Source organism: Rhizobium sp. CFBP 8762, from assembly GCF_014841565.1.
Taxonomy (GTDB): domain Bacteria; phylum Pseudomonadota; class Alphaproteobacteria; order Rhizobiales; family Rhizobiaceae; genus CFBP-8762.
The window spans coordinates 1-26,705 of sequence record NZ_JACYUD010000011.1; the positions used below are offsets into that span (position 1 = coordinate 1).

The 26,705-nt window shown below is 56.9% G+C and carries 26 protein-coding genes; 7 read left to right on the forward strand and 19 right to left on the reverse strand.

Annotated elements, in window-relative coordinates; translation table 11 throughout:
* Window positions 1-134: 134 nt before the first annotated feature.
* The 5 genes from metH to metA form a co-directional block, all read right to left on the reverse strand.
* On the reverse strand, window positions 135-3,908 hold the full coding sequence (gene metH, locus IFT84_RS20075; RefSeq protein ID WP_192122410.1) for a methionine synthase: 3,774 nt from the start codon (window positions 3,906-3,908) through the stop codon (window positions 135-137).
* A gap of 101 nt (window positions 3,909-4,009) precedes the next feature.
* The gene (locus IFT84_RS20080) at window positions 4,010-4,507 is read right to left on the reverse strand and encodes a heme-degrading domain-containing protein (protein WP_192122411.1); all 498 of its coding nucleotides are present in this window, start codon (window positions 4,505-4,507) and stop codon (window positions 4,010-4,012) included.
* Window positions 4,504-5,412, reverse strand: coding sequence for an ROK family protein (locus IFT84_RS20085; RefSeq protein WP_192122412.1), 909 nt, complete (start codon window positions 5,410-5,412; stop codon window positions 4,504-4,506). Before IFT84_RS20085 ends, IFT84_RS20080 begins: the two co-directional genes overlap by 4 nt.
* Window positions 5,413-5,446: 34 nt before the next feature.
* Window positions 5,447-6,469 carry an aldose epimerase family protein gene (locus IFT84_RS20090; protein ID WP_192122413.1) on the reverse strand — a complete coding sequence of 341 codons (1,023 nt, stop codon included), beginning with the start codon at window positions 6,467-6,469 and terminating at the stop codon, window positions 5,447-5,449.
* 5 nt (window positions 6,470-6,474) lie between these two features.
* Window positions 6,475-7,401 carry a homoserine O-acetyltransferase MetA gene (gene metA / locus IFT84_RS20095; RefSeq protein ID WP_192122414.1) on the reverse strand — a complete coding sequence of 309 codons (927 nt, stop codon included), beginning with the start codon at window positions 7,399-7,401 and terminating at the stop codon, window positions 6,475-6,477.
* A gap of 106 nt (window positions 7,402-7,507) precedes the next feature.
* Here metA and IFT84_RS20100 point away from each other — a divergent pair, with 106 nt between their 5' ends.
* Window positions 7,508-8,146, forward strand: coding sequence for a histidine phosphatase family protein (locus IFT84_RS20100; protein ID WP_192122415.1), 639 nt, complete (start codon window positions 7,508-7,510; stop codon window positions 8,144-8,146).
* A 17-nt stretch (window positions 8,147-8,163) separates the two neighbouring features.
* Here the strand turns inward: IFT84_RS20100 and leuD are convergent, their stop codons facing one another.
* A complete protein-coding gene (gene leuD / locus IFT84_RS20105) occupies window positions 8,164-8,769 on the reverse strand; it encodes a 3-isopropylmalate dehydratase small subunit (RefSeq protein WP_192122416.1) in 606 nt (201 codons plus the stop codon).
* A gap of 60 nt (window positions 8,770-8,829) precedes the next feature.
* Window positions 8,830-9,075 (reverse strand): hypothetical protein, encoded by a 246-nt coding sequence (locus tag IFT84_RS20110; protein ID WP_192122417.1) that lies wholly within the window; start codon window positions 9,073-9,075, stop codon window positions 8,830-8,832.
* Between the two features lie 131 nt (window positions 9,076-9,206).
* On the opposite strand from IFT84_RS20110, the gene IFT84_RS20115 reads away from it, so the two are divergent.
* Window positions 9,207-9,413 carry a DUF1737 domain-containing protein gene (locus IFT84_RS20115; protein ID WP_192122418.1) on the forward strand — a complete coding sequence of 69 codons (207 nt, stop codon included), beginning with the start codon at window positions 9,207-9,209 and terminating at the stop codon, window positions 9,411-9,413.
* Between the two features lie 156 nt (window positions 9,414-9,569).
* Here IFT84_RS20115 and IFT84_RS20120 read toward each other — a convergent pair whose 3' ends face one another.
* From IFT84_RS20120 to IFT84_RS20130, 3 genes are all read right to left on the reverse strand, one after another.
* Complete coding sequence (locus IFT84_RS20120) at window positions 9,570-9,929, reverse strand: type II toxin-antitoxin system PemK/MazF family toxin (protein ID WP_192122419.1); 360 nt, start codon at window positions 9,927-9,929, stop codon at window positions 9,570-9,572.
* A complete protein-coding gene (locus tag IFT84_RS20125) occupies window positions 9,929-10,192 on the reverse strand; it encodes an AbrB/MazE/SpoVT family DNA-binding domain-containing protein (protein ID WP_192122420.1) in 264 nt (87 codons plus the stop codon). The genes IFT84_RS20120 and IFT84_RS20125 overlap by 1 nt, the downstream gene beginning before the upstream one ends.
* Window positions 10,193-10,257: 65 nt before the next feature.
* Window positions 10,258-10,692, reverse strand: coding sequence for a metallopeptidase family protein (locus IFT84_RS20130; RefSeq protein WP_192122421.1), 435 nt, complete (start codon window positions 10,690-10,692; stop codon window positions 10,258-10,260).
* Between the two features lie 220 nt (window positions 10,693-10,912).
* Here IFT84_RS20130 and IFT84_RS21545 point away from each other — a divergent pair, with 220 nt between their 5' ends.
* The 5 genes from IFT84_RS21545 (at window position 10,913) to bfr (ending at window position 17,779) form a co-directional block, all read left to right on the forward strand.
* On the forward strand, window positions 10,913-11,860 hold the full coding sequence (locus IFT84_RS21545; RefSeq protein WP_244651315.1) for an ImuA family protein: 948 nt from the start codon (window positions 10,913-10,915) through the stop codon (window positions 11,858-11,860).
* A complete protein-coding gene (locus IFT84_RS20135) occupies window positions 11,796-13,340 on the forward strand; it encodes a DNA polymerase Y family protein (RefSeq protein ID WP_244651316.1) in 1,545 nt (514 codons plus the stop codon). The genes IFT84_RS21545 and IFT84_RS20135 overlap by 65 nt, the downstream gene beginning before the upstream one ends.
* Window positions 13,337-16,648: an error-prone DNA polymerase gene (locus IFT84_RS20140; RefSeq protein ID WP_192122423.1), complete on the forward strand. Its 3,312-nt coding sequence runs from the start codon at window positions 13,337-13,339 to the stop codon at window positions 16,646-16,648. The genes IFT84_RS20135 and IFT84_RS20140 overlap by 4 nt, the downstream gene beginning before the upstream one ends.
* Before the next feature lie 368 nt (window positions 16,649-17,016).
* The gene (locus IFT84_RS20145) at window positions 17,017-17,328 is read left to right on the forward strand and encodes a (2Fe-2S)-binding protein (RefSeq protein ID WP_192122424.1); all 312 of its coding nucleotides are present in this window, start codon (window positions 17,017-17,019) and stop codon (window positions 17,326-17,328) included.
* The gene (gene bfr / locus IFT84_RS20150; protein WP_192122425.1) at window positions 17,294-17,779 is read left to right on the forward strand and encodes a bacterioferritin; all 486 of its coding nucleotides are present in this window, start codon (window positions 17,294-17,296) and stop codon (window positions 17,777-17,779) included. Before IFT84_RS20145 ends, bfr begins: the two co-directional genes overlap by 35 nt.
* A gap of 30 nt (window positions 17,780-17,809) precedes the next feature.
* Here the strand turns inward: bfr and IFT84_RS20155 are convergent, their stop codons facing one another.
* From IFT84_RS20155 to IFT84_RS20195, 9 genes are all read right to left on the reverse strand, one after another.
* On the reverse strand, window positions 17,810-18,937 hold the full coding sequence (locus IFT84_RS20155; protein ID WP_192122426.1) for an MFS transporter: 1,128 nt from the start codon (window positions 18,935-18,937) through the stop codon (window positions 17,810-17,812).
* A gap of 19 nt (window positions 18,938-18,956) precedes the next feature.
* Window positions 18,957-19,496 (reverse strand): RNA pyrophosphohydrolase, encoded by a 540-nt coding sequence (locus tag IFT84_RS20160; RefSeq protein WP_192122427.1) that lies wholly within the window; start codon window positions 19,494-19,496, stop codon window positions 18,957-18,959.
* 126 nt (window positions 19,497-19,622) lie between these two features.
* Window positions 19,623-20,792: a divergent polysaccharide deacetylase family protein gene (locus IFT84_RS20165; RefSeq protein WP_192122428.1), complete on the reverse strand. Its 1,170-nt coding sequence runs from the start codon at window positions 20,790-20,792 to the stop codon at window positions 19,623-19,625.
* Window positions 20,793-20,889: 97 nt separating this feature from the next.
* Window positions 20,890-22,218, reverse strand: a complete 1,329-nt coding sequence (locus IFT84_RS20170; RefSeq protein WP_192122429.1) for a S41 family peptidase — start codon at window positions 22,216-22,218, stop codon at window positions 20,890-20,892.
* Window positions 22,208-23,617: a murein hydrolase activator EnvC family protein gene (locus IFT84_RS20175; protein WP_192122430.1), complete on the reverse strand. Its 1,410-nt coding sequence runs from the start codon at window positions 23,615-23,617 to the stop codon at window positions 22,208-22,210. Before IFT84_RS20175 ends, IFT84_RS20170 begins: the two co-directional genes overlap by 11 nt.
* Before the next feature lie 93 nt (window positions 23,618-23,710).
* Complete coding sequence (gene rlmH / locus IFT84_RS20180) at window positions 23,711-24,193, reverse strand: 23S rRNA (pseudouridine(1915)-N(3))-methyltransferase RlmH (protein WP_192122431.1); 483 nt, start codon at window positions 24,191-24,193, stop codon at window positions 23,711-23,713.
* Window positions 24,194-24,251: 58 nt separating this feature from the next.
* Complete coding sequence (gene rsfS / locus IFT84_RS20185) at window positions 24,252-24,680, reverse strand: ribosome silencing factor (RefSeq protein ID WP_446737630.1); 429 nt, start codon at window positions 24,678-24,680, stop codon at window positions 24,252-24,254.
* 123 nt (window positions 24,681-24,803) lie between these two features.
* Window positions 24,804-25,385, reverse strand: coding sequence for a nicotinate-nucleotide adenylyltransferase (locus IFT84_RS20190; RefSeq protein WP_192122463.1), 582 nt, complete (start codon window positions 25,383-25,385; stop codon window positions 24,804-24,806).
* 36 nt (window positions 25,386-25,421) lie between these two features.
* On the reverse strand, window positions 25,422-26,696 hold the full coding sequence (locus IFT84_RS20195; protein ID WP_192122433.1) for a glutamate-5-semialdehyde dehydrogenase: 1,275 nt from the start codon (window positions 26,694-26,696) through the stop codon (window positions 25,422-25,424).
* Window positions 26,697-26,705 lie beyond the last annotated feature (9 nt).

Consider the following 26,705-nt stretch of genomic DNA (forward strand, 5'->3'; position numbering starts at 1 on the left):
ACACCCCAAAAAATGTCAAACACATATTGCAACGTTTTTATGAAAATCGTGCAAGTGGTTGATTTATAATGTATCTTTGTCATTGCGCATGTTTTCGGCAACAAAAAGGGGCCACAGGGCCCCTTTGCTCGACATTACTCTGCTGCCTGCGCGATAGGCGCTGGGACATAATTAAGGATGGGTCCCAGCCAGCGCTCAACCTCGTTCACAGGCATATTCTTGCGGCTGGCGTAGTCTTCGATCTGATCACGCTCCACCTTTGCAACACCGAAATAATAGGATTCGGGCTGTGCGATATAGAGACCGGAAACCGACGAACCGGGCCACATGGCATAGCTTTCAGTCAGGCTGACTCCGATCTGTGCTTCCGCATCCAAAAGCAAAAACAATGTTTCTTTCTCCGTATGGTCGGGCTGGGCTGGATAGCCGGGTGCGGGACGAATACCGTTATAGGGCTCGCCGATCAGCTCGACCGGCTTGAAGGATTCGTCTGCTGCATAGCCCCACAGCTCCTTGCGGACCATTTCGTGCATACGCTCGGCGAACGCTTCGGCGAATCGGTCGGCCAGCGCCTTCACCATAATGGACGAGTAATCATCATTGGCGCGTTCGAACCGTTCGGAAATTGCGACTTCCTCAATGCCTGCAGTTACGACGAAACCACCGAGGTAATCCTGCTTGCCGGAGGCTTCGGGTGCAACAAAATCGGCTAGCGCCACATTGGCGCGACCATCACGCTTCGTCATCTGCTGACGAAGCGTGAAGAATGTTGCAAGTTTTTGCGCGCGCGTGTCATCCGTATAAAGTTCGATATCATCCTGCACGGACTGCGCAGGCCAGAAGCCGACGACCGCCTTGGGGACGAACCATGATTCGGCGATGATCTTGGTCAGCATGGCCTGTGCATCGGCAAACAAAGCGCGTGCAGCCTCGCCTTGTTTCTCGTCATCGAGAATTTTGGGATAAACACCTTTCATCTCCCAGGTCTGGAAGAAGGGCGTCCAGTCGATATATTGCGCCAGTTCTGCCAGATCCCAACCTTCAAACACGCGAGTGCCGAGGAAAGACGGGGTTTTAGGCTGATACGCAGCCCAATCCACCCGCTGCGGATTGGCGCGGGCCTTGCTGAGGGGCAAGCGCAGCTTGTCTGCCTCATTGCGGGCATGGGCATCGGCCACCTTGGCGTATTCGGCACGAATGGCTGAAACATAATCAGGCTTCGAATCAACCGACAGAAGATTGGACACAACACCCACGGCGCGGCTGGCATCTGTCACGTAGATCGCCTGACCGGCATCGTAACGTGGGCTGATCTTGACGGCGGTATGAACTCGGCTGGTGGTGGCACCGCCAATCAGCAGGGGAATATCAAAACCCTCGCGCTCCATTTCGGCGGCCACATGCACCATTTCATCGAGCGATGGCGTGATCAAGCCGGATAGGCCGATGATATCGACCTTTTCTTTGCGCGCTGTTTCCAGGATTTTGGCGGACGGCACCATGACACCAAGGTCGATAATATCGTAGTTGTTGCAGGCAAGAACAACGCCGACGATGTTCTTGCCGATGTCGTGCACATCGCCCTTAACCGTTGCCATCAACACCTTGCCGGCGCTCTGGCGCTCCCCCTGCCCGCCATTGGCCAAACGCTCGGCCTCCATATGGGGCAACAGCAGCGCAACGGCCTGCTTCATCACACGGGCGGACTTGACGACCTGCGGCAGAAACATCTTGCCCGCACCGAAGAGATCGCCGACCACATTCATGCCCGCCATCAGAGGACCTTCGATGACATGCAGGGGTCGCTCGGCACCGAGCCGCGCTTCCTCCGTATCCAGATCGATAAATTCGGTAATGCCGTTGACGAGCGCGTGCTCAAGCCGTTTTGCAACGGGAAGATCGCGCCATTTCAGGTCTTTTTCTCGTGCCTGCTGGCCTGCCGTACCGCGATACCGCTCTGCCAGCTCCAGAAGACGCTCGGTGGAATCCTCGCGCCGATTCAGCACCACATCTTCGCAGGCATCGCGCAATTCCGGGTCGATGGTATCGTACACCGCAAGCTGCCCGGCATTGACAATGCCCATATCCATGCCCGCCTGAATGGCATGATACAGGAATACGGCATGCATGGCCTCGCGCACCGGTTCGTTGCCCCGGAACGAGAAGGAAAGGTTGGAGACACCGCCGGAAATATGCACATGTGGCAAGGTCCGGATAATATCGCGCGTGGCTTCAATGAAATCCACGCCGTAATTGTTGTGCTCTTCAATGCCGGTGGCGACCGCAAAAACGTTGGGGTCGAAAATGATATCTTCGGGCGGAAATCCTGCCTGTTCCGTCAACAGCTTGTAGGCACGGGTGCAGATTTCCACCTTGCGGGCATGAGTATCGGCCTGCCCCTGCTCATCGAATGCCATGATGACAACCGCCGCACCATAGGCGCGCACAAGCCGGGCATGATGAAGAAATGCTTCCTCCCCCTCTTTCATGGAAATGGAATTGACCAGAGGCTTGCCCTGAACACACTTCAACCCGGCTTCGATCACCTCCCATTTGGAGGAATCGATCATCACGGGAACGCGGGCAATATCGGGCTCGGCCGCCACAAGGTTCAGAAACTCGACCATGGCGCGCTTGGAATCGATCAAGCCTTCGTCCATGTTGATATCAATGATCTGTGCGCCGTTGGCGACCTGATCGCGGGCGACATCCAAAGCCGCGGCATAGTCGCCTGCGGTAATCAGCTTACGGAATTTGGCGGAGCCGGTGACATTGGTGCGCTCCCCCACATTCACGAACGGAATATCCTTGGTGAGTGTAAACGGCTCCAGTCCCGACAGGCGCATGAGCGGAGCCGCTTCCGGGATAGCGCGGGGGGGATGTTTGGCGACAGCCTGAGCAATAGCGCGGATATGCGCAGGCGTTGAGCCGCAGCAGCCGCCGACTACGTTCAAAAGACCATCGCGCGCGAAGCCTTCCACCTGCGCTGCCATTTCCTCGGGGCTTTCATCATATTTGCCGAACTCGTTGGGCAGGCCCGCATTGGGGTAGGCGCACACGAAGGTATCGGCAATGGACGAAATTTCCGCCAGATGGGAGCGCATGGCGTTGGCACCCAGCGCGCAGTTCAGGCCGATGGTGAAGGGTCGCGCATGGCGCAGCGAATACCAGAAGGCCGTCGGCGTCTGGCCGGACAGGGTGCGTCCCGACAGGTCGGTAATCGTTCCCGAAATCATCACGGGCAGACGCACGCCCTTTTCAATGAACACCTCTTCCGTCGCGAACACTGCCGCCTTGGCGTTCAACGTATCGAAGATGGTTTCAATCAGAATGATATCGGCACCGCCGTCGATCAAACCGCGCAACTGCTCGCTATAGGCGATGCGCAGATTATCGAAGCTGACCGCCCGGTAGCCGGGATTGTTGACATCGGGCGAAATGGAAGCGGTGCGGTTGGTTGGTCCCAATGCGCCAGCAACAAAACGGCGACGACCATCGACCTGCTGCGCCCGAAGGGCTGCCCTGCGGGCCAACCGCGCGCCATCGCGGTTGAGATCGTAGACCATGTCCTCCATGCCGTAATCGGCCTGCGCGATGGAGGTGGAGGAAAACGTGTTGGTTTCCAGAATATCAGCGCCCGCCAGCGCGTAATTGTAATGAATTTCCTCGATTGCGGCAGGCTGGCTCAGCGTCAGCAGGTCATTGTTTCCCTGCTGGTGGCACTCACAGCCGCCAAATTGCTGGCCCCGGAAATGCTCCTCCAAGAAACCCAGTTGCTGGATTTCGGTGCCCATGGCACCATCCATGATGAGAATACGCTCACGTGCCGCTGCTGTCAGCGCAGCCATGACCTCGCTGCCATCGGGCTTTGGAGTGACAGCGCCAAACAGATCATCAGAAACGGACATGCACCAATCCTCATTGCAAGCAACGTTATCCATCACATAAAGATATGTTTATGTCAATATGCGCTAGGCTTGCGTACCTTTCACCAAGGATAGCACATATTCTAGCCCAACGGCAGCGCAAGCAATGCCACATCCCGGCACAGCATAAGCGCCAATGCTTCCACCACCAGATTGTGATCGTCACGCTGGGGCAACCCTGATACGGTCACGGCACCGATGCAGCCTGCACCTTTGACCCACACCGGAAAGCTGCCGCCGTGGGATGCGTAATCGGCATCGGCCAGCGCAAACTTGTCTTGCAGCGTCCGTCCCTGCATTTTCAGTTCCAGCCCAATGGCGTAGCTGCTGCGAAAAAACCGGAGCGCGGTGTTGCGCTTGCGTGCAACCCAGCCGGCATTATCCGGCGTTGTCCCGGCAAGGGCAGCGTAAAATACCGGCATGGAATGAAGGTGCACATCGATAGCGACAGCCAGTTGGCGGTTTGCCGCCATATCCCGCAGCGTGCTGCCCAGCACCCAGGCAGCGTCCAGATCAAAGGTGTCAAAGCGCAAATCGGCTTCCTGTTCGGCAATACGGGCCAGATCCTGTTCGATGCTCATAACGATTCCTGATCCTTCCATAACCACGCAGCGCCGCGCACGCCGGAACTATCGCCATGAACCGCCTTCACGATCGGCGTTTCAAAGCTATCGCCAAACAGATAGGTCACGATCTTCGGGGGCAGGTCCTCATAAAGTTCATCGACATTGGACATGCCGCCGCCCAGCACGAAGATATCTGGGTCCACAACATTGGTCAGCAGTGCCAGGCTTCGTGCCAACCGGTCCACAAACCTTTCATAGACGGCAACCGCTGCGGGGTCCCCCTGCCGCTTGTCGGCCATGATGTCACTGCCACCTTTGGAGTTGCCCGTGGTCTTACGGTAGTCCAGCTCCAGCCCCGTGCCGCAGGCATACATATCCAGACAGCCATGCTTACCACACCAGCATTTAGGGCCGGGATATTCCTCCGGCGTCATCCATGGCAGCGGGTAATGGCCGATTTCCGCCGCAACACCCTGATAGCCCGCATGAAGCGTTTTGCCGATAGCCAACCCGCCACCATGACCCGTGCCGATGATGACGCCGAACACGGTGTGCGCATCACGCCCAGCCCCGTCCACAGCCTCCGATACGGCCAGACAGTTGGCGTCGTTGGCCAGACGCACCTCCCGCCCCAACGCTGCTTTGAGGTCTGCTGCCAATGGTTTGCCGTTTAGCAAAACGGCATTGGAGTTGCGTACGAGGCCCGTGCGTGGGTTGGGGCTACCGGGAATGCCGATACCGACCGTTCCGCGCTCACCTGCCGTCTGCTCGGCTTGCCCTACCAGATCCAGCACGGCCTGAATGCAGGCATCGTAACCGCTGGTAGGCGTGGCAACCCGGTGGCGGGCGCGAATATCGCCGTCAGCGCCCAGCGCCACGACTTCCATTTTCGTGCCGCCCCAATCAATGCCGATCAACATGCCGGTTTCTATCCCATGAGTGAAATTACGTGAGTCAGTCTTTTGTGAAGATATAATCCGTCTCCTGCACCAGCCGTTCACCGGGGCGCAGAACCGAATTGGGGAAGTTCGGGTGGTTGATGGCATCCGGCCATACTTGTGTTTCAAGGCAAAAACCGGCTTGCGCGCCATAACGCCGGCCTTCGAGACCCGGCACCGTGACGTTCAGCTTGTAGCCACTATAAAATTGCACGCCCGGTTCGGTGGTGCGCACCTCAAGGCCGACGCCGGAATGAGGGCTTTTCACCCGGATAACGCTGCGCTTTTCGACGCGACCGTCCGACACGCAGAAATTATGGTCGAACAGTACAGGTTCGCCGTTGTCATCCGTCACCAGCATAGGTCTCATCTTGCGCAGATCGAACGGTGTTCCATCGACCAGCCGGATTTCACCGGTTGGAATCTGGCGCTCGTCCGTTGGCAGATAATGGTCTGCGGCAATGCTGATCTCATGGCCGACTGCGGTTGGCTGGTCATCCAGATTAAAATAGCTGTGGTTACAAATGTTGCACGGGGTTGGCTGGTCGGCTTCCGATTCGTAAGTGACCGTTAGAACCCCGTCACCAGACAGGCGGTACGTGCAGGTTACGTGGCAATTGCCGCTATAGCCCGCGCGTCCATCGGGATCGGTTATCTGCAACACCGCGCTGACATCATCGTAGCTCACCAGTGCCCAGTTCTGCTTGGCAAGACCGGTACTGCCACCGTGCAGATGGCTGATGCCTTTTTCATTCAACTCCAGCTGATGCGGTTTTCCATCCAGCGTGAAGGCACCGCCGCCAATGCGATTGGCCACACGACCCGGCGTCGCGCCAAAATACGAGGAATGGACGGGATAATCCTCGAAATGATCGAACCCCAGAACCAGCGGTGCGACGTGGCCTTCCAGCCGCAAATCCTGCAACACGGCACCCCACGTGATAATGCTGGCCGTAAGCCCGCCGCCATGGAGACGAACGCGATAGACGGGTGATCCATCCGTGTGTTTGCCGAAAACTTCCGCTGCGCCGCCATTCATGTCCATTATCCTTTTTTGATGCCGATATCGGCCAGTTCATAGGACGTCGTCTGGTAGATCGTGTTGATCCAGTTGCCAAACAGCAGATGTGCATGGCTGCGCCAGTGATTCAAAGGCTTTTTGGTCGCGTCGTCCTGCGGAAAATAGTTGTGCGGCAACTTCACGGTCACACCGGCGTTCACATCGCGAAAATACTCATCCGACAACGACGTCGAATCATATTCGATGTGGTTGAAGATGTAGAGCCGGTTTCCCCGCTCCTCATGCACCAGACACACCCCGGTTTCGTCCGATTCCATCAGCATTTGCAGCGCCGGGCGGGCGGCAATGTCATCGCTGCGGACCTCGGTCCACCGTGATACGGGAATCTGGAAGTCATCCGAAAAGCCGTTGAGATAGGGTGAGGCCGGGTCCAGATTGCGGTGGCGGTACACGCCGAAGGCCTTTTCCTTCAATGTATGCTTGGGCACGCCGTGAAAATGATAGATAGCGGCCATGGCTCCCCAGCACACATTCAGCGTGGAATGCACATTGGTTTCCGTCCAGTCGAGAATCTGGCGCATTTCGTCCCAATAGGTCACCTGCTCGAAATCCAGCGTTTCAACCGGAGCACCGGTGATGATGAAACCGTCGAATTTGCGCTCCTTCACCTCCTCCCACGTGTTGTAGAAGGAGAGGAGATGCTCTTCCGGCGTGTTTTTGGCCCTGTGGCCACCCAGCCGCACCAGCGACAGTTCCACCTGAAGCGGCGTCGCGCCCACAAGGCGCGCCATCTGCACTTCAGTCTTGATCTTGTTCGGCATAAGATTGAGCAGACCGATCTGCAACGGGCGGATGTCCTGACGTACCGCCATGGTTTCGGTCATAACGCGTACGCCCTCGTTGACGAGGGTTTCAAACGCAGGCAACTGATCTGGAATTTTTATCGGCATGATCGGGCTTTCCCAAAGAAGTGAAAGCGCAACCTAATAATGACGATCCCTTGGCGCAAGGGTAATAAAGTAAGCAAATCGTTCCAATGAAGCTGAAGCTGCGCAGATGAAAAATCTATTTATCGTCACACATACGCAATCAGAGCATCACGTCCGCAATGAGGTGGGCGGATGGCACGATACGGAATTATCGGGAAAAGGCTGGGACGATGCCTTGCGGGTCGTCGCACGATTGAAAACGATGATCCACCATCGCGATGTCGAAATTTTCGCATCCGATCTGATACGCGCTGTCGAGACCGCAGCGCCGATAGGGGGTGCCTTCGATCAGAAGGAGGTTGAGATGGAAGCGCTTCGCGAAATCAGTTACGGCATTGCCGAGGGCAAGCCGCAAGCATGGCTGGACAGCCGGATAATTCCGGCACCGGATGAAAACCGGATGGACCACGTATGTATAGAAGGTGCTGAAACGCGCCGCCAGTTTGCAACGCGATTATATGGGGTGCTGGAGGAGATCATCGCCCGCCCGTGGGAAACACAGATCATTGTGACACATGGATTTGCGGTAACGTTTCTTGTCGCGGCATGGGTCAAGGTGCCGCTCGATGCTGTCGGCTACATGGATTTGCGGGTGAAGCCTGGAAGCATCACCCATTTGCAGGAAGACCCGTTTTGGAAAAGCAGGACAGTGCTCAGTCTAGGGGACACTGCCCATTTCAAATCGCGCTGGCAGGCTAAGTGTTAAACGCTTAGCCCAATACCTTACGCCCAAGGCTGGGACTGGCTGATCTTCTGCTCATATGTATCGATGCCAGCACCTTTTTCCATCGTCAGGCCGATGTCATCAAGCCCGTTCAGCAGGCAATGACGTTTGAACGCATCCAGGTCGAACGCAATGGTTTCCCCATCAGGACGCTGTATTTTTAGTGCTTCGAGGTCCACGGTCAGGGTCGAATTCGAGCCTTTGCCCGCATCGTCCAGAAGTTTTTCCAGATCTTCGGGGCTGACCTTGATCGGCAAGATACCGTTCTTGAAACAGTTGTTGTAGAAGATATCGGCAAAACTCGTGGAGATCACGCAGCGGATACCAAAATCCAGCAGTGCCCATGGGGCGTGCTCGCGCGACGAACCACAGCCGAAATTATCCCCTGCCACCAGAATCTGCGCGTTCTGATAGGCTGGCTTGTTCAGGACAAAATCAGGATTGAGCGAACCATCGTCCAGATAGCGGGCTTCGGCAAAAAGCCCCTGACCAAGCCCGGTGCGCTTGATGGTCTTGAGGTAATCCTTGGGGATAATCATGTCTGTATCAATGTTGACAACGGGCAAAGGCGCGGCAACGCCCGTAAGCCTGACAAACTTATCCATGGATCGAACCCTTATACTGACTGGTTCCTCGTATTTAAAGGAAACCGATCAGGAAAGAAACTACATATCGATGATCGTGCCGCGACCGTCATTCCAGACGCGCTTGGTGCCATTTTGCGGGCGCCGATTGTTGCGGACAGTCGCGCGCACAGGCTTTGGCGCAAACCGTGCAGCTAAGGCGGATGTGATCATGACAACTGACAGCACGGTCGCGAGAACCAGCCCCAGTGAGGCCGCAAACAGGAATGCACTTAGCGCCAGTGCGGCACCAACAAGCGTCAGGACAAGAGAGCGGAAGTGTTGCATGGGTCGTCACCTTTCGTTGGCTGATATGTGGGGTTACGCCCCGCACGCCGCAAGAGATCAGTCTGCATGCTGTTGCTTAAAACATTCGATACAGGCAAAACCATGGTCAAACCCGAGAGGAAGCCGATTTTATGAAACTCTACCGCTTGCTGACTGCCCCCGACGACGCAACGTTTTGCCACAAGGTTACCGCAGCCCTGAATGCTGGCTGGGATCTCTACGGCTCACCCACTTATGCCTGGAATGCCGAAACCCGGCAGATGCAATGCGGCCAAGCGGTCATCAAAACCGTTGAAGGCAAGGAATACACGCCGGAAACACGGCTGTCTGAGCACTGATCATATAGGCATCTGCGTCACCACAACTCGGCGGTTGAGGGTGACGCGGAACATCTAGAGCAATTCCGGCGAACACGTGTTCACCGGAATTGCTCTAACTCCTTGTTTGTCGCATTATCCGCACGTGAAAACGACTCCGTTTTCACTGGAAATGCTCTAGGCAGGATCAATCATGCTGACAACCCGTGCAGCAATGTCATCCGTGGTGTAGCTGTCCAGCGTCTCGACGAATCGCGCCGTCTTGTTTTTCATGCGCTCGACCAGGTCTAACCCTCTCACCTGATTGCACAGCGCAACACCCGTTGTTTTATGGCCGGAAATGTTCACAGCCAGTCCGGCTTTACGAACAAATGCGCCTCCCGTCGTAATCGGCACGACAAGACACACCCCTATAGCATTGATTGCACGAGGTGTAATGACGACACAACGATGCTCGTCTTTCATCTCGCTTCCGACAACCGGATTCAAATCAACGATAAAGACATCGCCACGATCAGGAATGTTGCTGCGAACCATCAAAAGGATTCGTTACCAACGCGCGGTCCACCTTGCCAATCCTTGGCTTGATTGTTCAAAGTAGCCATTTCCTCTGCCCCCTCCAAAAGCTCTGCCAATGTGTATCTTTTTTTGGCAGCAGAAGGCGTTGCGATCAATGACCCATTGTCTATAACCAGATTCAGCTCTGTTCCAACATCAGCACCCAGCATTTTTAGCAATGCTGGGGGAATGCTGAAGACGGTTGCTCCGCCTTGACGACGAATTTTTGCTGTGTTGGCCATTCGGACTCTCCATATGTGCTACATAAATAGCACATTTCACCTTGCAGACAAGGGGTATGGTAGGCTTACCGGCTTGCCTCTTCCGCACTGGCTTCCACCCGCTCGATATCATCGTCGCTCAGGCCGAAGTGGTGGCCGATCTCGTGGATCAGGACATGAGAGACGATATCGCCGAGTGTTTCCTCGTTTTCCGCCCAGTAATCCAGAATGGGGCGGCGGTAGAGGGTGATTCGGTTCGGCATTTCGCCGGTTTCCACGGTAAAGCGCTCCGTCAGGCCCCGGCCTTCAAACAGGCCCAGAAGGTCGAACGGGGTTTCCAGCGCCATGTCTTCAAACACGTCATCCGTTGGAAAATCACTGATTTCTATGATGAGATTGCCTGTCAACGAGCGGAATTCATCCGGCAGGTTACCGTAGGCTTCAATCGCGAGAGATTCAAAAACTTCAATCGTTGGCGCATAGCGTTCGCGCCAATCATTGGTGTTGTCACTGCGGGCCATTACCACTCCTTGCAACGCAAATGCGTATGCCGCCACAAGCCCGCGTTGCAATCTTAAAATTCCGTTCCTTCACATATAGGGGCTTTCCACAATTTTCGAGATATAAAATTCAATGGCTTAACCCGTAGGAATAAATCCATACAAAGACTCCTGTTGACTCTTGCCCCAAGGTTGGGAATCTATAAGAACATAGAGTGAACTTAAAAGAGGAGTGCTCGTCATGGCCACAACCGCCGTGACGCGGGAAACACTGAATGCCCTGCGTGAAACCATTGCCGGCCTTGAAGGCGAGAGTGCGGCAAACCAGACCAAGCGCGTTCAGGATTCCGGCTTTGCACCCGGCCACCCAACACAGGATGGCGAAGATCAGACGTCAATTCCTTTGGGAATAGAAGCATTTGACGGCCCTCTTACGGGCCTGCCTTTGTCCGGCCTGATGGAAATCCGAACCGATCAAACCCGTGATGCGGGTGCGGCAACCGGCTTTGCGCTGGGTTCCAGCATTCTTTACGAAAAGGCAAGTGGCAAGCCGGTGCTGTGGATCGGCCATAAAATGTCGCTGCATGAAGGCGGCGTTCCCTATGGTGTGGGCCTGAAAAGTTTTGGTCTTTCACCTGCGCATCTTTTCCTCGTGACGGCCCGCAGTTTGACCGAAGCACTGTGGGTGGCAGAATCGGCCGTTTCAGCCCGGATCTTTTCCTGTGTCCTCCTGGAAGTGCGGGGCAACCCGGAAGGGCTGGGATTGAGCGAAAGCCGCCGCTTGCACCTGCGGGCCCGCGCCTATAACACGCCGTTTGTATTGCTGCGTCAGGCAGGCGAGGAAGAGGCCAGCAGCGCCATCCTGCGTCTGCTTTTGAAGCCAGCTCCTGCCAGCTTACGACGTCTGCCGAGTGGAGCCACGCTGAAAGGCAGTCTCGGCAATCCGGTTTTTCATCTGACCATTGAAAAAAGTCGGCAATTCCTGCCGGCCTTCCCCTTGCCTGCCAGCCTTACCATGGAATGGAACGCTCATGAACGCCGCTTCAAAACCGTGTCCACCAATCCCTCGCTCTCTTCTCAACCGTTCCGGACAGAGCCGCATTCTCTCACTGGTGCTGCCGCGCTTGGCAACAGACCGGTTGGCACGGCTGCGGTGGGGTCCGTCGTGGCGTTCGAAAGGGCGTCCTGAGCATCCGCCCGTTATCGTCTCCGGCCGTTTTGGCAATGCCATGCGCATTGCCCATCTGGACGAACTGGCGGAATCGCAGGGGTTGAAGCTTGGCCTGGGGATAGCCGACGCCCGTGCCATGTGCCCGCATCTCGATATCCTGATCGATGATCCGGATGCCGACCGTCGTTTTCTGGAGCATATTGCCGATTGGTGCGATCGCTACACACCTCTTGTCGCAACCGAGGGCGCGAATGGCCTTTACCTTGATGTCACCGGCTGCGCGCATTTGTTCGGCAGAGAGGAATCCTTGCTGACCGACCTTCTGGCCCGGCTTTCAAGCCTCGGGCTGGAAGCGCGGGGTGCTGTTGCCGGGTCTGCGGGGCTTGCCTGGGCCCTGGCGCGGTTTGATACGGGCCATACCATTCATGGGCAGGACCCGGCCGAGATATTGGCTCCCTTGCCCTTGGCGGCCCTGCGGCTGGAGAGACCGGTTGTAGAAGCCCTGCACCGGGTTGGCCTCAAACGGGTCGGCGATATTCTGGACGCGCCACGCGGACCGCTGACACGACGATTCGGCCCGCAACCGCTTTTGCGGCTGGATCAGGCATTAGGGGAAGAGGAAGAGCCGATTTCACCGCGCCTGACTGTGCCGATGCTGTCGGCGGAGCGACGGCTGATCGAACCCATTCAATCCGAAGACGACATTATCGGCCTGACGGCCCAGTTGAGCGAGCGCCTGCGCGATGGTCTGCTGGAGCGTGCGCAGGGTGGGCGGATATTCGAGCTGCATCTGTTTCGTGTGGATGGCAAGGTCGTCCGCATCCATGCCCGCGCCTCGGCACCGCTGCGCGATCCGCCGCGCATTGCCAGCCTGTTTCGAGAGCGGCTTGCGGGCCTGCACGATGACATTGATGCCGGGTTCGGCTTTGAAACCGTGCGTCTCAGCGTGCTGGAAGCCCAAAGTATAACGGCCACGCAAAAGGACTTTTCCGGTGGTGGCGAGCAGGACCGCTCGCTGACCGATTTTGCGGACCGTATCATTGCCCGTTTGGGGCCTGACAGCCTTGTGACCCCGGTGCTGGCGCAAAGCCATGTGCCGGAGCGGGCCGCAAGCCTTGTGCCAGTCAAGGATCTTGGACACCGCACACGCGAAAAGCCGGAGGATACCCCGGTTCCTCAGCGCGCGCCTCTTGAACGACCCCCTCTTGAACGACCATTGCGGCTGTTTGCCCACCCGGAGCCGGTTGAGGCCGTGGCCGAGGTGCCGGAAGGACCACCGCGTACGTTTCGCTGGCGGCGCGCGCTCTACCGGGTGGTCCGGGTGGAGGGACCGGAGCGCATCGCTGCCGAATGGTGGATCGATGGTCTGGCAGCGCCCACACGCGATTATTATGCCATCGAGGATGAAGATGGCCGTCGTTTCTGGCTCTACCGGGAAGGGCTTTACGAGCGCGAACGCGAAGCGCCGCGCTGGTTTCTGCATGGATTGTTCTCATGACACTGCCTCCGGTCGGGCCGTTTGTGGAACTGGGTGCCCGCAGCAATTTCTCCTTTCTGGAAGGCGCTTCCCATGCGGAAGAAATGGTGGAAGCTGCCGATACCATGGGCCTTGCAGGCATTGGCCTTGCCGACCGCAACACTGTTGCCGGGGTGGTGCGCGGCTGGCTGAAAGCCAAGGAGACCGGCACCCCCTACCAGCCGGGAGCGCGACTGGTCTTTGCCGATGGAACGCCGGATATTCTGGCCTATCCCATCGACCGCGCAGGCTGGGGGCATCTCTGCCGGTTGTTGACCGTAGGCAATCTGCGCTCCACCAAGGGCGAATGTACGCTGTTTGAAAGCGACCTGATGGAGTGGGGCGACCGGATGATGCTGGCCATCATGCCCTCGCCTGATTTTACCGATTCGGACCTGTTGGGGCGCCTGAAGGCAAGGTTCAAACGGAACATCTATCTGGCCCTTGTGGCACGGTACGATGGCAACGACAGCTACACCTTTGCCGCTTTGGCGGAACTGGCAGACCGCGCCAATATTCGTCTGCTGGCCAGCAATGACCCGTTTTACCACGCAGGGAAACGCCGCACGCTGGCCGATGTGATTGCATCCATTCGCGAGCATGTACCCATCGCCAAAGCTGGCTTTCTGCTACAGGCCAATGCGGAGCGCCACATCAAATCGCCAAAAGACATGGCCTGGATTTTTCGAGATTATCCAGACGCCATCACCAATACGGTCAAGTTCTTTAGCCGCCTTACGTTCTCATTGAAGGAACTGAAGCACAATTATCCAGACGAGGGCAAACCCGACGAAACTCCAAACCAGACTCTTCTACGCCTGACGTATGAAGGCGCACGCATCCGTTACAAAAACGGTTTGCCAGACGAGGTGAGAAAAACCATCACCAAGGAAATGGCGCTGATAACGGAGAAAGAGTACGAGCCGTACTTTCTCACCGTTCATCATATTGTGGAGTATGCGCGCGGCAAGGGTATTTTGTGCCAAGGCCGCGGTTCTGCCGCCAACTCCGTCATCTGCTATTGTCTTGGTATCACCGAGGTTGCGCCAGAACTGTCCGGTGGGCTTCTTTTCGAGCGCTTTCTGTCTACCGAGCGTGAGGAGCCGCCTGATATCGACGTGGACTTCGAGCATGAGCGGCGCGAAGAGGTAATCCAGTATATTTACGAGCATTACGGGCGGCACCGTACCGGGTTGGCCGCTGCCGTGACCACGTACCGTCCGCGCTCTGCGGGGCGCGAGATCGCCAAGGCCTTTGGCATGTCTGAGGATGTGCAATCTGCCTTGTCTTCTGCCGTGTGGGGGTGGTGGACGGAAAGTTTGAGCGAAAACGAGGCCAAGCAAGCGGGACTGGATACGGCTGATCCAGCGACCCGAATGCTGCTGGATCACGCAAAACAGCTCATTCGGTTTCCCAGACATTTATCCCAGCACAGCGGTGGCTTTGTCATTACCAATGACCGGCTGGATGAGGTCGTACCCATCATGAACACAGCCATGAAAGACCGGCAGATGGTGGAGTGGGACAAGAACGATCTCGATGCCGTCGGTCTTTTGAAGATCGATATTCTGGCACTGGGCATGTTGACCTGCCTTGCCAAATCATTTGCTCTGCTTCTGCAGCATTACAATCTGGAGCTTGATCTACGGTCCATGAAGGACCGGCAATCGGATGACGTTTACGACATGATTTGCCGCGCCGATACGCTTGGCGTCTTCCAGATTGAAAGCCGTGCGCAAATGAGCATGTTGCCGCGCCTGCGCCCACGCGTGTTTTACGATCTTGTTATTGAGGTTGCCATTGTGCGCCCCGGTCCCATTCAGGGCAACATGGTCCACCCCTACCTCAAGCGCCGCGAAGATGTGCGTGCCGGACGAACCATCAATTACGAGAAGCCTCAACTGGAAAAGATTTTAAAGCGGACACTCGGCATTCCGCTGTTTCAGGAACAGGCCATGCAGATCGCTATCGAGGCCGGGGGCTTTAGCCCCAGCGAGGCCGATAAGCTGCGCCGGTCCATGGCGACTTTCCAGCGGACTGGTCAGGTGAAGGATTTTCGAGAACGCATGGTGAAAGGCATGGTTGATCAAGATTACCCGGAAGAGTTTGCTCGAAATTGCTTTAGTCAAATCGAGGGTTTTGGTGAGTACGGTTTTCCGGAAAGCCATGCAGCCTCCTTCGCACTGCTAGTCTATGCCTCCTGCTGGCTGAAAATGTATTACCCGGATGTTTTCTGCGCGGCGATGCTCAACTCCCAGCCCATGGGTTTTTATGCGCCTTCACAGCTTGTGCGCGATGCGCGTGAGCATGGCGTGATCGTGCTGCCTGTGGACGTGAACTATTCCGACTGGCACTGCACGCTGGAGCCGAATGGCTTCGATCCCCGCCGTATTGCTCCGCGTCATACCAGCATGCGCCACCTTATCCGCTCGCGTTACGCGGTTCGGCTGGGCTTTCGGATGGTGAAGGGTGTCAGTGAAAAGGGTTTGGAGGCTCTCTTCGACAAGCGCGGCCAAGGCTATACCAGTATCCGCGATCTCTGGCTGCGAACGAAACTGCCGAGGACGGCGCTGGAGCATCTGGCCGATGCGGATGCCTTCCGGTCTATCGGGCTTGATCGGCGCGCCGCACTTTGGGCTGTCAAGGCGCTCGATACTGCCGCCGCCGCAGAAACCCTTCCGCTGTTTGCCGTTGCGAGTGGAGAGAGCGCCGGCGATTTTCAGGCTGAACCTGAGATGGCGCTGCCCGCCATGCTACCGGGAGAGCATGTGGTTGAGGATTACCGCGCAACAACACTGTCGCTGAAAGCGCACCCCCTGTCCTTTCTGCGCGACCGGCTACGCCGCACCGGCATTATCACTCATGAAACGCTGGAAACGCGCCGCAACGGACAGACCGTCAGTGTGGCCGGGCTCGTGCTGGTGCGACAGCGTCCGGGCTCTGCCAAGGGCATCATTTTCATGACGCTGGAGGATGAAACCGGCGTCGCCAACATCATCGTCTGGCCCAAAACATTCGAGCGCTATCGCGCCATTGTCATGGGTGCGCGGCTGACGAAAGTTACCGGTAAACTCCAGCACGCCAACGGCGTCATCCATGTGGTGGCCGAGCATGTGGAAGACCTCACCGCCGAACTCGGGCTTCTGCAAAAGCATGCCAAGCGGTTCCCGACACTCAACCCCGGCGACGAGGTTGGCAAAACCATGCCGGCACGCGGGCTGAAGGCCCCTACAAAGCCAATGGAGATCTCGCCCGAAACCGTCATGCCGAAGGGCAGAAACTTCCACTAGAGCATTTCCAGTAAAGCGGGAAACGCTTTTACGTTCGGATAATGCGTCAAACCAAAAAGTTAGAATGATTCGCAATCTCGATCCGATATTTCTGATTTAGGGTTCACTTATTCACAGGCGGAACGACCTAAAACTAGAATTATTCTAAAATAAATTTGGACAAAATGTCGCACCCCTAATGCATCGGTACAGTCCCAGCCCTCGGCCATACCAAAAGCTAAGCAAATGAAAATACGATATAATTTATCATGTTTAGAATCACTCTAAATTATGCGCTGCTATCGTGTGGCCAAGATTTACTTGACACCCAGCATCCGCTTTTGCTTTACATTTAAATTCAGTAGCTTGCGAAGTATGGGTAGACGGCAATGCTGGTTTGCAGTTGTAATTTCATCACCAAAAAGGAGATCGAAGATACAATCACAGCCCTCTTGGATGAGGACTGTTGGCAGCTGATTGTGCCTGCAAAAGTCTACCACGCGATGGAAAAACGCGGCCGCTGTTGTGGCTGTTTTCCCGGTGTTGTCGACCTGATTATCAAGACAACCGAAGCCTATCACGCCCGTCGAGACTCGACGGAAGCCGAGATATTTGATTTCATGATCCGCCTCAGACAATTCCATGAAGAAAACAGGAGAGCGGATCTTGAAAGGCGACATAAGAGTCATCGAGCGGCTTAACGAAGCACTTTTCCTCGAGCTCGGAGCAGTCAACCAGTATTGGCTTCACTACCGTCTATTGGACGATTGGGGTTACAAGCTTTTGGCGAAGAAAGAGCGTGCCGAATCCATCGAAGAGATGCAGCACGCCGACAAAATCATCGAGCGCATCATCTTCCTCGATGGCCACCCCAACTTGCAAACCGTCGGTGCGCTTCGCATCGGCCAGAACGTTCGTGAAGTGCTGGAAGCCGATCTTGCCGGTGAATACGATGCGCGTGCATCCTACAAGGCATCCCGTGACATCTGTCATGAGGCTGGCGATTACGTCAGCATGAAACTGTTCGAAAACCTGCTGATCGACGAAGAAGGTCACATCGACTTCCTCGAAACCCAGATTCAGCTTCTTGACACCATTGGGCCCGAAAAATACGGCCAGCTCAATGCCCTGCCGGCCAACGAAGCCGAGTAATTGCGTCTACAACACCCGTTTGGCACGACGCTAAGCGGGTGTTTCTTCCTTCATGCCAGCAGACAGCCCGGCGACCACGGCGTACAGAACACCGGACACCGCAGCCGCTTCCATAAAGCCATAGCGGGCGGCGAGCAGCCCGACCACGGGCGCAAGCAGGGCGACAATAAGCGAATCCAGCAGCGACACCAGAGACAATGAGCTCGCCCGAACAGCATTTCCCACCTGCGACTGAAAAAGTCCTTCCAGGCAGATAGATTGCACGATGTGCACCAGAACATGCACTGCAAACAGCACAAGCATAAGGTACACATTCGTACTGGCGATAAAAGCAGCGATCACCATGACGTTCATCACGCAGGCATATTTTACGAATGCGATATCCGCCTTGAACACTCGGAAGAGAACCGACCCGGCAATTTTTGACAGGCTGACCACCGCGAACCCAGCCAGCACTGCACCGGGCGAAATACTGTTGAATTTCAATTGCCACAGCAGAATAGGCGCCAGCGCACAGGCATTGTTGAGAACCAGCAAAACGGTGCAGCGCTGCTTTATGAGGCTCAGAACGCACCGCGCCATGTCCTGTAGCGACAGACTGGAACCAGCCACAGGCGTGTCCCGAAATCGCGCGAGTGCCGCCAAGGCAAGGCAAAAGAAGCCAATCGCCAGAAGCCAGATTGTCTGCGGATAATAGGCGTAACCGACACTGCCCAATGTTCCGCCAATCAGGGATCCCACGCCAGAGACAAGACTGATGCGGCTGCCTTGCAGACTCATCGTCTCATAGGAGCGTTCCCTGACCTCGTTCATCACAAGCGCAACCACTGTGCCACTCGTTGCAGCCGTCGCTACTCCCGCCAGAGCCTGCCCCAGCAGCAGCATGTCCTGATCCATAAAGAACACAGCAAACAGAGCGAAGGCTGCAATACGTAGGCAAACGCCAATGAGGATAGAGAGCTTGCTTGAATATCGGTCAAACAGGATTGCGAACGGCAGTTCAGACACCGCAACGCAAATATTGAACACGCCCACCATAAGGCCGATGAACGCAAGCGAGTGGCCGAGATCCCGAAAATAAATCGTGTCGGTAACACTGAAACTGCCGACCCCGGCAGAGGTCAACAGCACGAAGAGTAGAGGAAGAAAAAAGCGCATTCAAACCGTACGAGGGTAACTATCGACAGTCCCTGGCACCATCCAGATGAGCAAATGTCGCTACGACCTCGTCATAGACCTGGCGCTTGAAACTTACGATCAGCTCCGGTAGGTCCTTCATCGGCTTCCACGCCCATTCATCAAACTCCGCGGTGTGGCCGCCGGGGGGTGGGTTGATGGCAATCTCGTTTTCGTCACCCTCGAAGCGGAACGCGAACCAGCGTTGCTTTTGACCGCGAAACTTTCCGCGCAATCCGATGCCGATCAATTCCGGGGGTAGGTCGTAATGAATCCAGTCGGGCGCTTCCGCCAGCAGCGATACCGAGCGCATGCCGGTTTCCTCATAGAGTTCACGCAAGGCCGCCTTGTAGGCATCCTCACCCTCATCAATACCGCCTTGCGGCATCTGCCAGAGTTGCGGCGATCCGTCATACTCGGAATTGCCCAGTGGAATACGGCGCCCGGCCCATACCAAACCGTCGCGGTTCAGCACCATGATACCCACGCAGGGGCGATAGGGGAGGTCTTCCGCTTTGACTGGTTTGTTTGTTTTGCTCATCACGCCCTCGCTTTCTCTTGGTCCTAGAGCATGTCCGGTGAACACGGGGTCGCCGGATATGCTCTAGTCTGTTATTTTGACGCATTGTCCAAACGTAAAAGCGATACCGCTTCTTCTGGAAAGGCTCTACCGTTTTTGCGGATCGTTGACGAGGGCCGAAACACCAACGATCTCAATTCCCCGCCCCTGTGCCTCTTCCACCCATTGGGTAATGGCAGCCACGCTTACATCAAAAGCCGAGGCCATGCCGATAGCGGACCCGTTTCGGCGCGCGACCCGCTCCAATTCGTCAAGCTTTTTCAAAACTGCAGATGTCTCAACCTTTTCATCCAAAACCATGTCGGCGAACGCGTGCGGTGCATCAATCGTGGTGGCAAGCGTACCGCTCAAGGACTGTGCCGAGGTCGCATCATCCAGAAACAACAGTCCCCGGTCTGCGATCTCCCGCATCACTGGTTCCAGCATCGTTGCATCCGAGAGGAAAGCGCCACCGAGAAAGTTCACGATGCCAGTATAATTGGTCAGCCGCGCCATGGATTTCTGCAGCATCAACAGATTTTTCTTTGTATCCGAAGCCGCGCGCAACGTATTATTCCCCGGATTGTTTGCCGGGTAATCAAAAGGCTCCATCGGCACCTGCAGCAAAATCTCATGGCCTTTACGGCGCGCTTCCTGCATCCACCGCATCAGGCTGTTGCCACTGGCCGCGAATGCCAGCGTCACCTCCTCCGGCAAATCGCGGATGGCGGTCTGCGTGCCGGTCTGGCTCAGGCCAAGCCCGCCCACCACCAGCGCAATGCGGGTGCCGCGTGTACCGGACCAGGCCCGCGCATAATAATCCATCGACCGCAATCCATCGGCACCGATAACCGGCAGGCGGCCGAGCGCCGTTTCTTCCAGCAAGTCCTCATTTGGCAATGCGGCGATGCGGGGGTCCTGCGAGCGGGACGCATCCGTTTCAATCAAGGCCGGACCGGATTGCTCCCGTTGGCCCGGCTTATAGATCGTCACTACGGAACCGTCGTCATTCAAGGTTTCCTGCACGTCAGCACCGGAGCGCGCTGTCTGGCGAGACTTTGCCTTGGGCTGGCCAGCGATGACCTCAGGCTGTGACACTGAAACGGACGGTGTTACCCTGTCCTGCGTTAGCAGCACATCTTCCGGTAAAGCAGCCCACACGGACAAGCCAAGCACCAACACTGTCGCCAACGCGAACAGTGCGCGAGACCAGCGGATACGGCGGGTAATGCCAATCTTCTTTCTCGGTTCAAGGGGCTTGTAAAGATCACTGTCCACGGTGTGCTTTCCACGAAAAAAGGCCAGCAAACCCTTATCCAAGGTTCGCTGGCCTTCATAGCCCTAATTTAGCGGCCTGTCTCAACAGGCGCTATTCTTAGTTCTTCTTTTCGAGTTCAGCCTTTTCCGGGTTCGCCGGGAAGGATGGATCGGTCTTCTGCCCACGCAGCAGTTCCAGTGCATAGGTCAACTGCAAGTCATCCTTGGCTTCCGGCGGAACATAAGCGATGGAGCCGGAGCCCTCGTCTGTTTCGCTCTGGCCCTGGATATGGCCGCGCAGGCTGGATTCGCCGGCAGCTTCCACCTTGCCCTGCAACTCTGCTGGCAATGGCTGGTCCACCTTGATGTCAGGCGTGATGCCTGTACCCTGAATGGACTTGCCCGATGGCGTGTAATACAGCGCCGTCGTCAGGCGCAGCGCACCGGCCTCACCCATCGGAATGATAGTCTGAACCGAACCCTTGCCGAACGAGCGTGTTCCCACAACCGTTGCGCGCTTGAGATCCTGCAACGCACCGGCCACAATTTCGGATGCTGAGGCCGATCCACCGTTGATCAGCACCACAACCGGCTTGCCGTCCACCAGATCACCCGCTGTGGCGTTGAAACGACGCGTTTCGTCTTCGTTGCGGCCACGGGTGGATACCACCTCGCCGCGCTCCAGGAACGCATCGGATACGTCAATAGCCTGATCCAGAAGACCGCCCGGATTCAAACGCAGATCAAGCACATAGCCTTTGAGCTTATCGGCAGGAACATCCTTCTTGATCTTGTCGATACCGGCCTTCAGGTCGTCAAAGGTCTTTTCCGTAAAGGAAATCACCCGGAGATAGCCCACATCATTTTCAACGCGGAACTTTACGGCCTTCACGGCGATGATATCGCGCTTGACAGTCAGCTCGATCGGCTTGTCAGCACCCTTGCGCAGGATTGTCAGCTTGATGGGACTGCCCACCTCGCCACGCATCTTGCCGACAGCATCTTCGAGCTTCAGTCCACGGACATCCTGACCATCAATTTTCGAGATGAAATCGCCCGACAGGACACCGGCGCGAGACGCTGGCGTGTCATCGATAGGGGTGATGACCTTGACGAGTTCGTTTTCCATGGTCACTTCGATGCCCAGACCGCCGAACTCACCCTTGGTCTGGGTGCGCATGTCCTCGGCGTCCTTGGAATTCATGTAGCTGGAATGCGGATCAAGCGAACTCAACATGCCGTTGATGGCATTTTCAATCAGCTTGTCCTCCTGCGGGGCCGTTACGTACTGCGCCCGCACGCGCTCAAACACATCACCAAAAACAGACAGTTCGCGATACGTGGATGCATTGGCAGCCACGGCGGGTACTATCGTCGTGTAAACAACGCCCATCGCAGTTGCACCCAACAGTGCACCAACGAGAACAAGTGAAGTCCTACGTATCATTACGTGCCTTTCCAGTGGCTGAAGCGGTCCACCATGGTCGAGAATCAACCGGCTTTCCATCTTTTCTAAACTCAATGTAAAGCGTTGGGCGGTCCGTTTCCAGCGGCAAAGCGGTGGCGCTTGCCACTCTTTTTGCACCCATCACGGCAATCGGCTCGCCCGCCACCACAAACTGTCCTTGCGACACGCTCACCCGCTCCATGCCAGACAGCACAAGATGGTAGCCATCGCCCGCGTTCAAAATCACCATCTGCCCATAGCTGCGGAAGCTACCGGCAAACACCACCCACCCATCGGAAGGTGCCGTCACCAGACCATCCGCGCCGGTCTCCAGCATCATTCCCTGTGATGGATGGCCCGTGCCATCCTCATCACCAAAGTTTCTGACGGGTGTTCCAGCGGCAGGAAGTGGTAATTTTTTCTTCAAATCAGAAAAAACATATGCGGGCGCAATGCGGTTTTTGTCGGGCACGGTGGTGCGGGCGAGTTCCCGCGCCTTCTCGCGCTGCTCATCGCTCATGCGGCGGCGCTCTGCCTCTTCGGCCAGTGCTGCGGTGGCGGCTTCGCGCACCGAGGAAATATCACGCTCCAGCGAGCCGATCAGCCCTGCAAGGCTGGTTGCCTGCCCTGCCAGCGCCTCCGCCTTCTGCCGCTCGGCCACCAGATCGCCAGCGTTGCGTGTCCGCAATTTGTCCTTTTCTGTGACAAGCAAGGAGATGCGCTTTTCTTCCTCCAGCGCCGCACTCATATTGGCCGTGAGCGTTTCCCGCTCGGTGGTAATATCCCGGCGCACATCGGCAAGAGCCTGCAGATCGAGCGTCAGCTTTTCCGTCTCGTGGCGAATGCCCGGCACGACGGCACCGAGCAAAATGGCGCTGCGCACGGATGCCAGCGCGTCCTCTGGCGTTACCAGTAGAGCGGGCGGCGGGTTGCGGCCCATGCGCTGCAAGGCCGCCAGCACTTCCGCCAGCACGCCGCGCCGCGCCTGCAAAGACTTGTGAACATCGGCTTCCTTGTCACGCATATCCTGCAAACGCCGCTCGCCATCGAGAATCTTGCGTTCCAGTTCCTGTCTGGTGGTTGCAGACGTGACGATTGCGGCACGCAAAGAGGCGCTGCTTTTTTCCAGCTCGGCAATGTCGGCTTCCAAAGCCGCAGCCCGCTCTTCGCTGATGCTGATGGATTTGGACAGTGCATCCAATTCGGCGCGGGTTTTATCCCGCTTTACCGCCAGATCGGCGGCGGGATCGGCGGTAGGATTAGCGATGGTTGGCGGCCCATCCGGCACCCCTTCATCCTCCATCGCGGACGCTGGCACCGACAGGGTCAGAAGACACAGACACGCAAACGCTACCAGCAAACGCCGGGCCGGTCTCAGCGCTGTATTGCTCTGCTTCATGTCCGTGAATAACCTCTGGTCCGGCTGTCGCCTCTAAGAGGCCATCTTCCTCTTCTTCTCATGAAGAAATGCGGTGAAATCAAGAGGCTTCCATCACACCCGATGATATGGATGACCGGAAAGAATGGTAACGGCCCTGTAGAGCTGCTCTGCCACCAGAATGCGCACCAGTTGGTGCGGCCATGTCATTTTGCCAAAGCAAATGCTGACATCCGCACGGGCATGCAGCGCAGGGTCCAGCCCATCGGCACCGCCAATCGCCAGAACAATGTCCCGTTTGCCACCGTCGCGGTATTGGCCGATCAAATCAGCAAACCCCTGACTGTCTAGCGCCTTGCCGCGCTCATCCAGCAACAGCAAAACGCAGCCCTCCGGCAGCGCCTTTTCCAGCATCTGCCCCTCTTCGCGCTTGCGCGTATCAGCATTGGAGGCGCGGCTTTCACTGGCCTCGGTCACGCGGCCAAGTTCCAGCCCGATTGCCGGACCGGCTTTCGCAAAACGGTCGAGATAGCGCGCGGCCAAGTCTTTCTCGGGGCCGTTTTTCAAACGGCCCACTGCAAACAAACCTACCCGCATCGTGCTAACCCGCTCTTCTGCTGAAACCCAGACAGCTAGGTTTATACGCTCGACCGTATCAGTGCAGCGTTCCCTCGTCGATTTCCGGCGTCGCCCACATCTTTTCGATGTTGTAGAACTCGCGAATTTCCGGACGGAACACGTGGATAATGATATCGCCCGCGTCGATCAGCACCCAGTCGCCGCCTTCCAAACCTTCAACCCGGGCATTGCCGAGGCTCGCGTCTTTCATATCGGAAATCAGGTGGTCGGCAATTGCCATGACATGGCGATTGGAGCGCCCGGAGACGATGACCATATAGTCACCCAACGCCGACTTGCCAGCAATGTCGATGGTTACGATATCCTCAGCCTTGGAATCCTCAAGCGAGGTCAAGACTGTGTGAAGAGCGCGCTTGGCAGCATCGTCGCCGCGTTCCGCGCTGTGCGGGAATGCGCTGGAAGCGTTTCCCTTGGCGTGTACTGTTGTCAGAGGTTTTCCTTTCACGAAGACAGACAAGCACCGTTGAACCAATATTTCTCGGCTCACATGCGAATGTAGGCATTGATCCATCAATTTTTCAAGAGTCTGGCCCTGAACCCTATGCGATTCAGCGTGTTTTTCTCCTGATCAGCCGCCCGCCCGGATGGCTGACGAGCTGAGACGCGACCGTGGACCGTGAATAAACGTCCAGGCGGGTGCCGCTCGGAATGCAAGAGCCGCTGCATCCTCTTCATCCACACGGGCATAATCGAATGTCTTTGCCATTTTGGATGACAGGAAACTCAACGTTGCTCCGGGCCTGTCGATGACGGCAATCGGGAATGTGGAGGCAATTGCCTGCCAGTTCTGCCAGCGGTGAAAATTCTGCAAATTATCGGCACCCATGACCCAGACGAACCGGATACCGGGATTTCGTTTTTTGACGATGGCCAGCGTCCGGGCGGTATAGCTGACGCCAAGCCCTTGCTCGAATGCTGTGACCTTGATCCGGGGATCACGCGCCATCTGCTCACAGGCGTCTATGCGGCTACTTAAGGGTGCCAGATCATGGCGGGGCTTTAGCGGGTTGCCGGGCGTTACCATCCACCACAACTGATCAAGCTTCAGCCGCCGCAGCGCAATATCGGCCACCAGCACATGGCCCTCATGCGGCGGGTTGAATGACCCGCCGAACAATCCGACCACCATGCCCTTTTCCACATAGGGCATCTTCAGAGATTGAGGCTTAACCGCCGGGTCCGTCACTTATGCCCGCACCTGACCGGTGCCGCGCACCCTGTATTTAAACGAGGTCAACTGCTCCACGCCCACCGGCCCACGCGCGTGCATCTTGCCCGTCGCGATGCCGATTTCGCCGCCCATGCCGAACTCACCGCCATCGGCAAACTGCGTGGAGGCATTGTGCAGAAGAATAGCCGAATCGATCTCGGCAAAAAACCGCTCCGCAACCTGCGCATCATCGGCAATCACCGCTTCCGTATGGGCGGACGAGTACCGGTTGATATGGGCCACGGCACCGTCAATCCCATCCACCAGCGTGACCGATATAACCGCATCCAGATATTCCGTTGCCCAGTCCTCGTCGCTTGCTGGCACCACATCGGGAACGCGCGCCATCACCTCTGCACTGCCGCGCACCTCGCAGCCCGCAGCAACAAGATCAGCGACCAGAGGACCAAGATGGGTCTCGGCGACGGCGCGATCCACCAACAGGGTTTCAGCCGAGCCACAAATGCCCGTGCGCCGCATTTTCGCATTCAGCACGATGTCGCGCGCCATGGCGAGGTCTGCCGACGCATCCACATAGATGTGGCAAAGTCCTTCCAGATGCGCGAACACCGGCACACGGGCATCGCTTTGCACCCGCGCCACCAGGCTTTTGCCACCGCGCGGCACGATCACGTCAATATTGCCCTGCAAACCCGCCAGCATTTCGCCAACAGCGGCCCGGTCCGGCACCGTCACCATCTGTATCGCGTGTTCCGGCAGGCCTGCCTGTCTTAACCCAAGTGTCAGGCACGCATGGATGGCGCGGGATGAATTCAAACTATCGGACCCGCCGCGCAGGATCACGGCATTGCCCGCTTTCAGGCACAAGGCCCCGGCATCTGCCGTTACGTTCGGGCGGCTTTCGTAGATGACGCCAATGACACCCAACGGTGTGCGCACACGCTCGATATGCAGCCCGTTCGGGCGGTCCCACTCGGCGATGATGGTGCCAACCGGATCGGCCAGCGCCGCGATGGCACGAATGCCATTGGCCATGTCGCCAATGCGCGCCGGTGTCAGCGTCAGCCGATCCATAAAGGATGCGGTCTGTCCGGCATCCGTCGCGGCAGTCACATCCAGTGCGTTGGTGGCAAGGATATCGCTCACATGCGCATCCACAGCATCCGCCATGGCAAGCAGTGCAGCGGTTTTGGCTTCCGGCTTTGCTGTCAGCAACACCCGGCTCGCCGCCCGCGCATTGCGGCCAATTTCGGCCATCATGGCGTGTACCGTTTCGGTCTTATCCAGCATGGGTCTCTT

Excerpts from the sequence above, each read along its gene's own strand:
- metH (WP_192122410.1), bottom strand. The coding sequence starts at position 3,908 with ATGTCCGTTTCTGATGATCTGTTTGGCGCTGTCACTCCAAAGCCCGAT.
- IFT84_RS20115 (WP_192122418.1), top strand. The coding sequence starts at position 9,207 with ATGAAACTCTACCGCTTGCTGACTGCCCCCGACGACGCAACGTTTTGC.
- IFT84_RS20160 (WP_192122427.1), bottom strand. The coding sequence starts at position 19,496 with ATGAGCAAAACAAACAAACCAGTCAAAGCGGAAGACCTCCCCTATCGC.
- IFT84_RS20190 (WP_192122463.1), bottom strand. The coding sequence starts at position 25,385 with ATGCCCTATGTGGAAAAGGGCATGGTGGTCGGATTGTTCGGCGGGTCA.
- IFT84_RS20170 (WP_192122429.1), bottom strand. The coding sequence starts at position 22,218 with ATGATACGTAGGACTTCACTTGTTCTCGTTGGTGCACTGTTGGGTGCA.
- rlmH (WP_192122431.1), bottom strand. The coding sequence starts at position 24,193 with ATGCGGGTAGGTTTGTTTGCAGTGGGCCGTTTGAAAAACGGCCCCGAG.
- IFT84_RS20120 (WP_192122419.1), bottom strand. The coding sequence starts at position 9,929 with ATGGTTCGCAGCAACATTCCTGATCGTGGCGATGTCTTTATCGTTGAT.
- metA (WP_192122414.1), bottom strand. The coding sequence starts at position 7,401 with ATGCCGATAAAAATTCCAGATCAGTTGCCTGCGTTTGAAACCCTCGTC.
- IFT84_RS20125 (WP_192122420.1), bottom strand. The coding sequence starts at position 10,192 with ATGGCCAACACAGCAAAAATTCGTCGTCAAGGCGGAGCAACCGTCTTC.
- IFT84_RS20090 (WP_192122413.1), bottom strand. The coding sequence starts at position 6,469 with ATGAATGGCGGCGCAGCGGAAGTTTTCGGCAAACACACGGATGGATCA.
- IFT84_RS20140 (WP_192122423.1), top strand. The coding sequence starts at position 13,337 with ATGACACTGCCTCCGGTCGGGCCGTTTGTGGAACTGGGTGCCCGCAGC.
- IFT84_RS20085 (WP_192122412.1), bottom strand. The coding sequence starts at position 5,412 with ATGTTGATCGGCATTGATTGGGGCGGCACGAAAATGGAAGTCGTGGCG.
- IFT84_RS20195 (WP_192122433.1), bottom strand. The coding sequence starts at position 26,696 with ATGCTGGATAAGACCGAAACGGTACACGCCATGATGGCCGAAATTGGC.
- IFT84_RS20155 (WP_192122426.1), bottom strand. The coding sequence starts at position 18,937 with ATGCGCTTTTTTCTTCCTCTACTCTTCGTGCTGTTGACCTCTGCCGGG.
- IFT84_RS20130 (WP_192122421.1), bottom strand. The coding sequence starts at position 10,692 with ATGGCCCGCAGTGACAACACCAATGATTGGCGCGAACGCTATGCGCCA.
- IFT84_RS20175 (WP_192122430.1), bottom strand. The coding sequence starts at position 23,617 with ATGAAGCAGAGCAATACAGCGCTGAGACCGGCCCGGCGTTTGCTGGTA.
- IFT84_RS20145 (WP_192122424.1), top strand. The coding sequence starts at position 17,017 with ATGCTGGTTTGCAGTTGTAATTTCATCACCAAAAAGGAGATCGAAGAT.
- IFT84_RS20080 (WP_192122411.1), bottom strand. The coding sequence starts at position 4,507 with ATGAGCATCGAACAGGATCTGGCCCGTATTGCCGAACAGGAAGCCGAT.
- IFT84_RS21545 (WP_244651315.1), top strand. The coding sequence starts at position 10,913 with ATGGCCACAACCGCCGTGACGCGGGAAACACTGAATGCCCTGCGTGAA.
- IFT84_RS20110 (WP_192122417.1), bottom strand. The coding sequence starts at position 9,075 with ATGCAACACTTCCGCTCTCTTGTCCTGACGCTTGTTGGTGCCGCACTG.
- leuD (WP_192122416.1), bottom strand. The coding sequence starts at position 8,769 with ATGGATAAGTTTGTCAGGCTTACGGGCGTTGCCGCGCCTTTGCCCGTT.
- IFT84_RS20100 (WP_192122415.1), top strand. The coding sequence starts at position 7,508 with ATGAAAAATCTATTTATCGTCACACATACGCAATCAGAGCATCACGTC.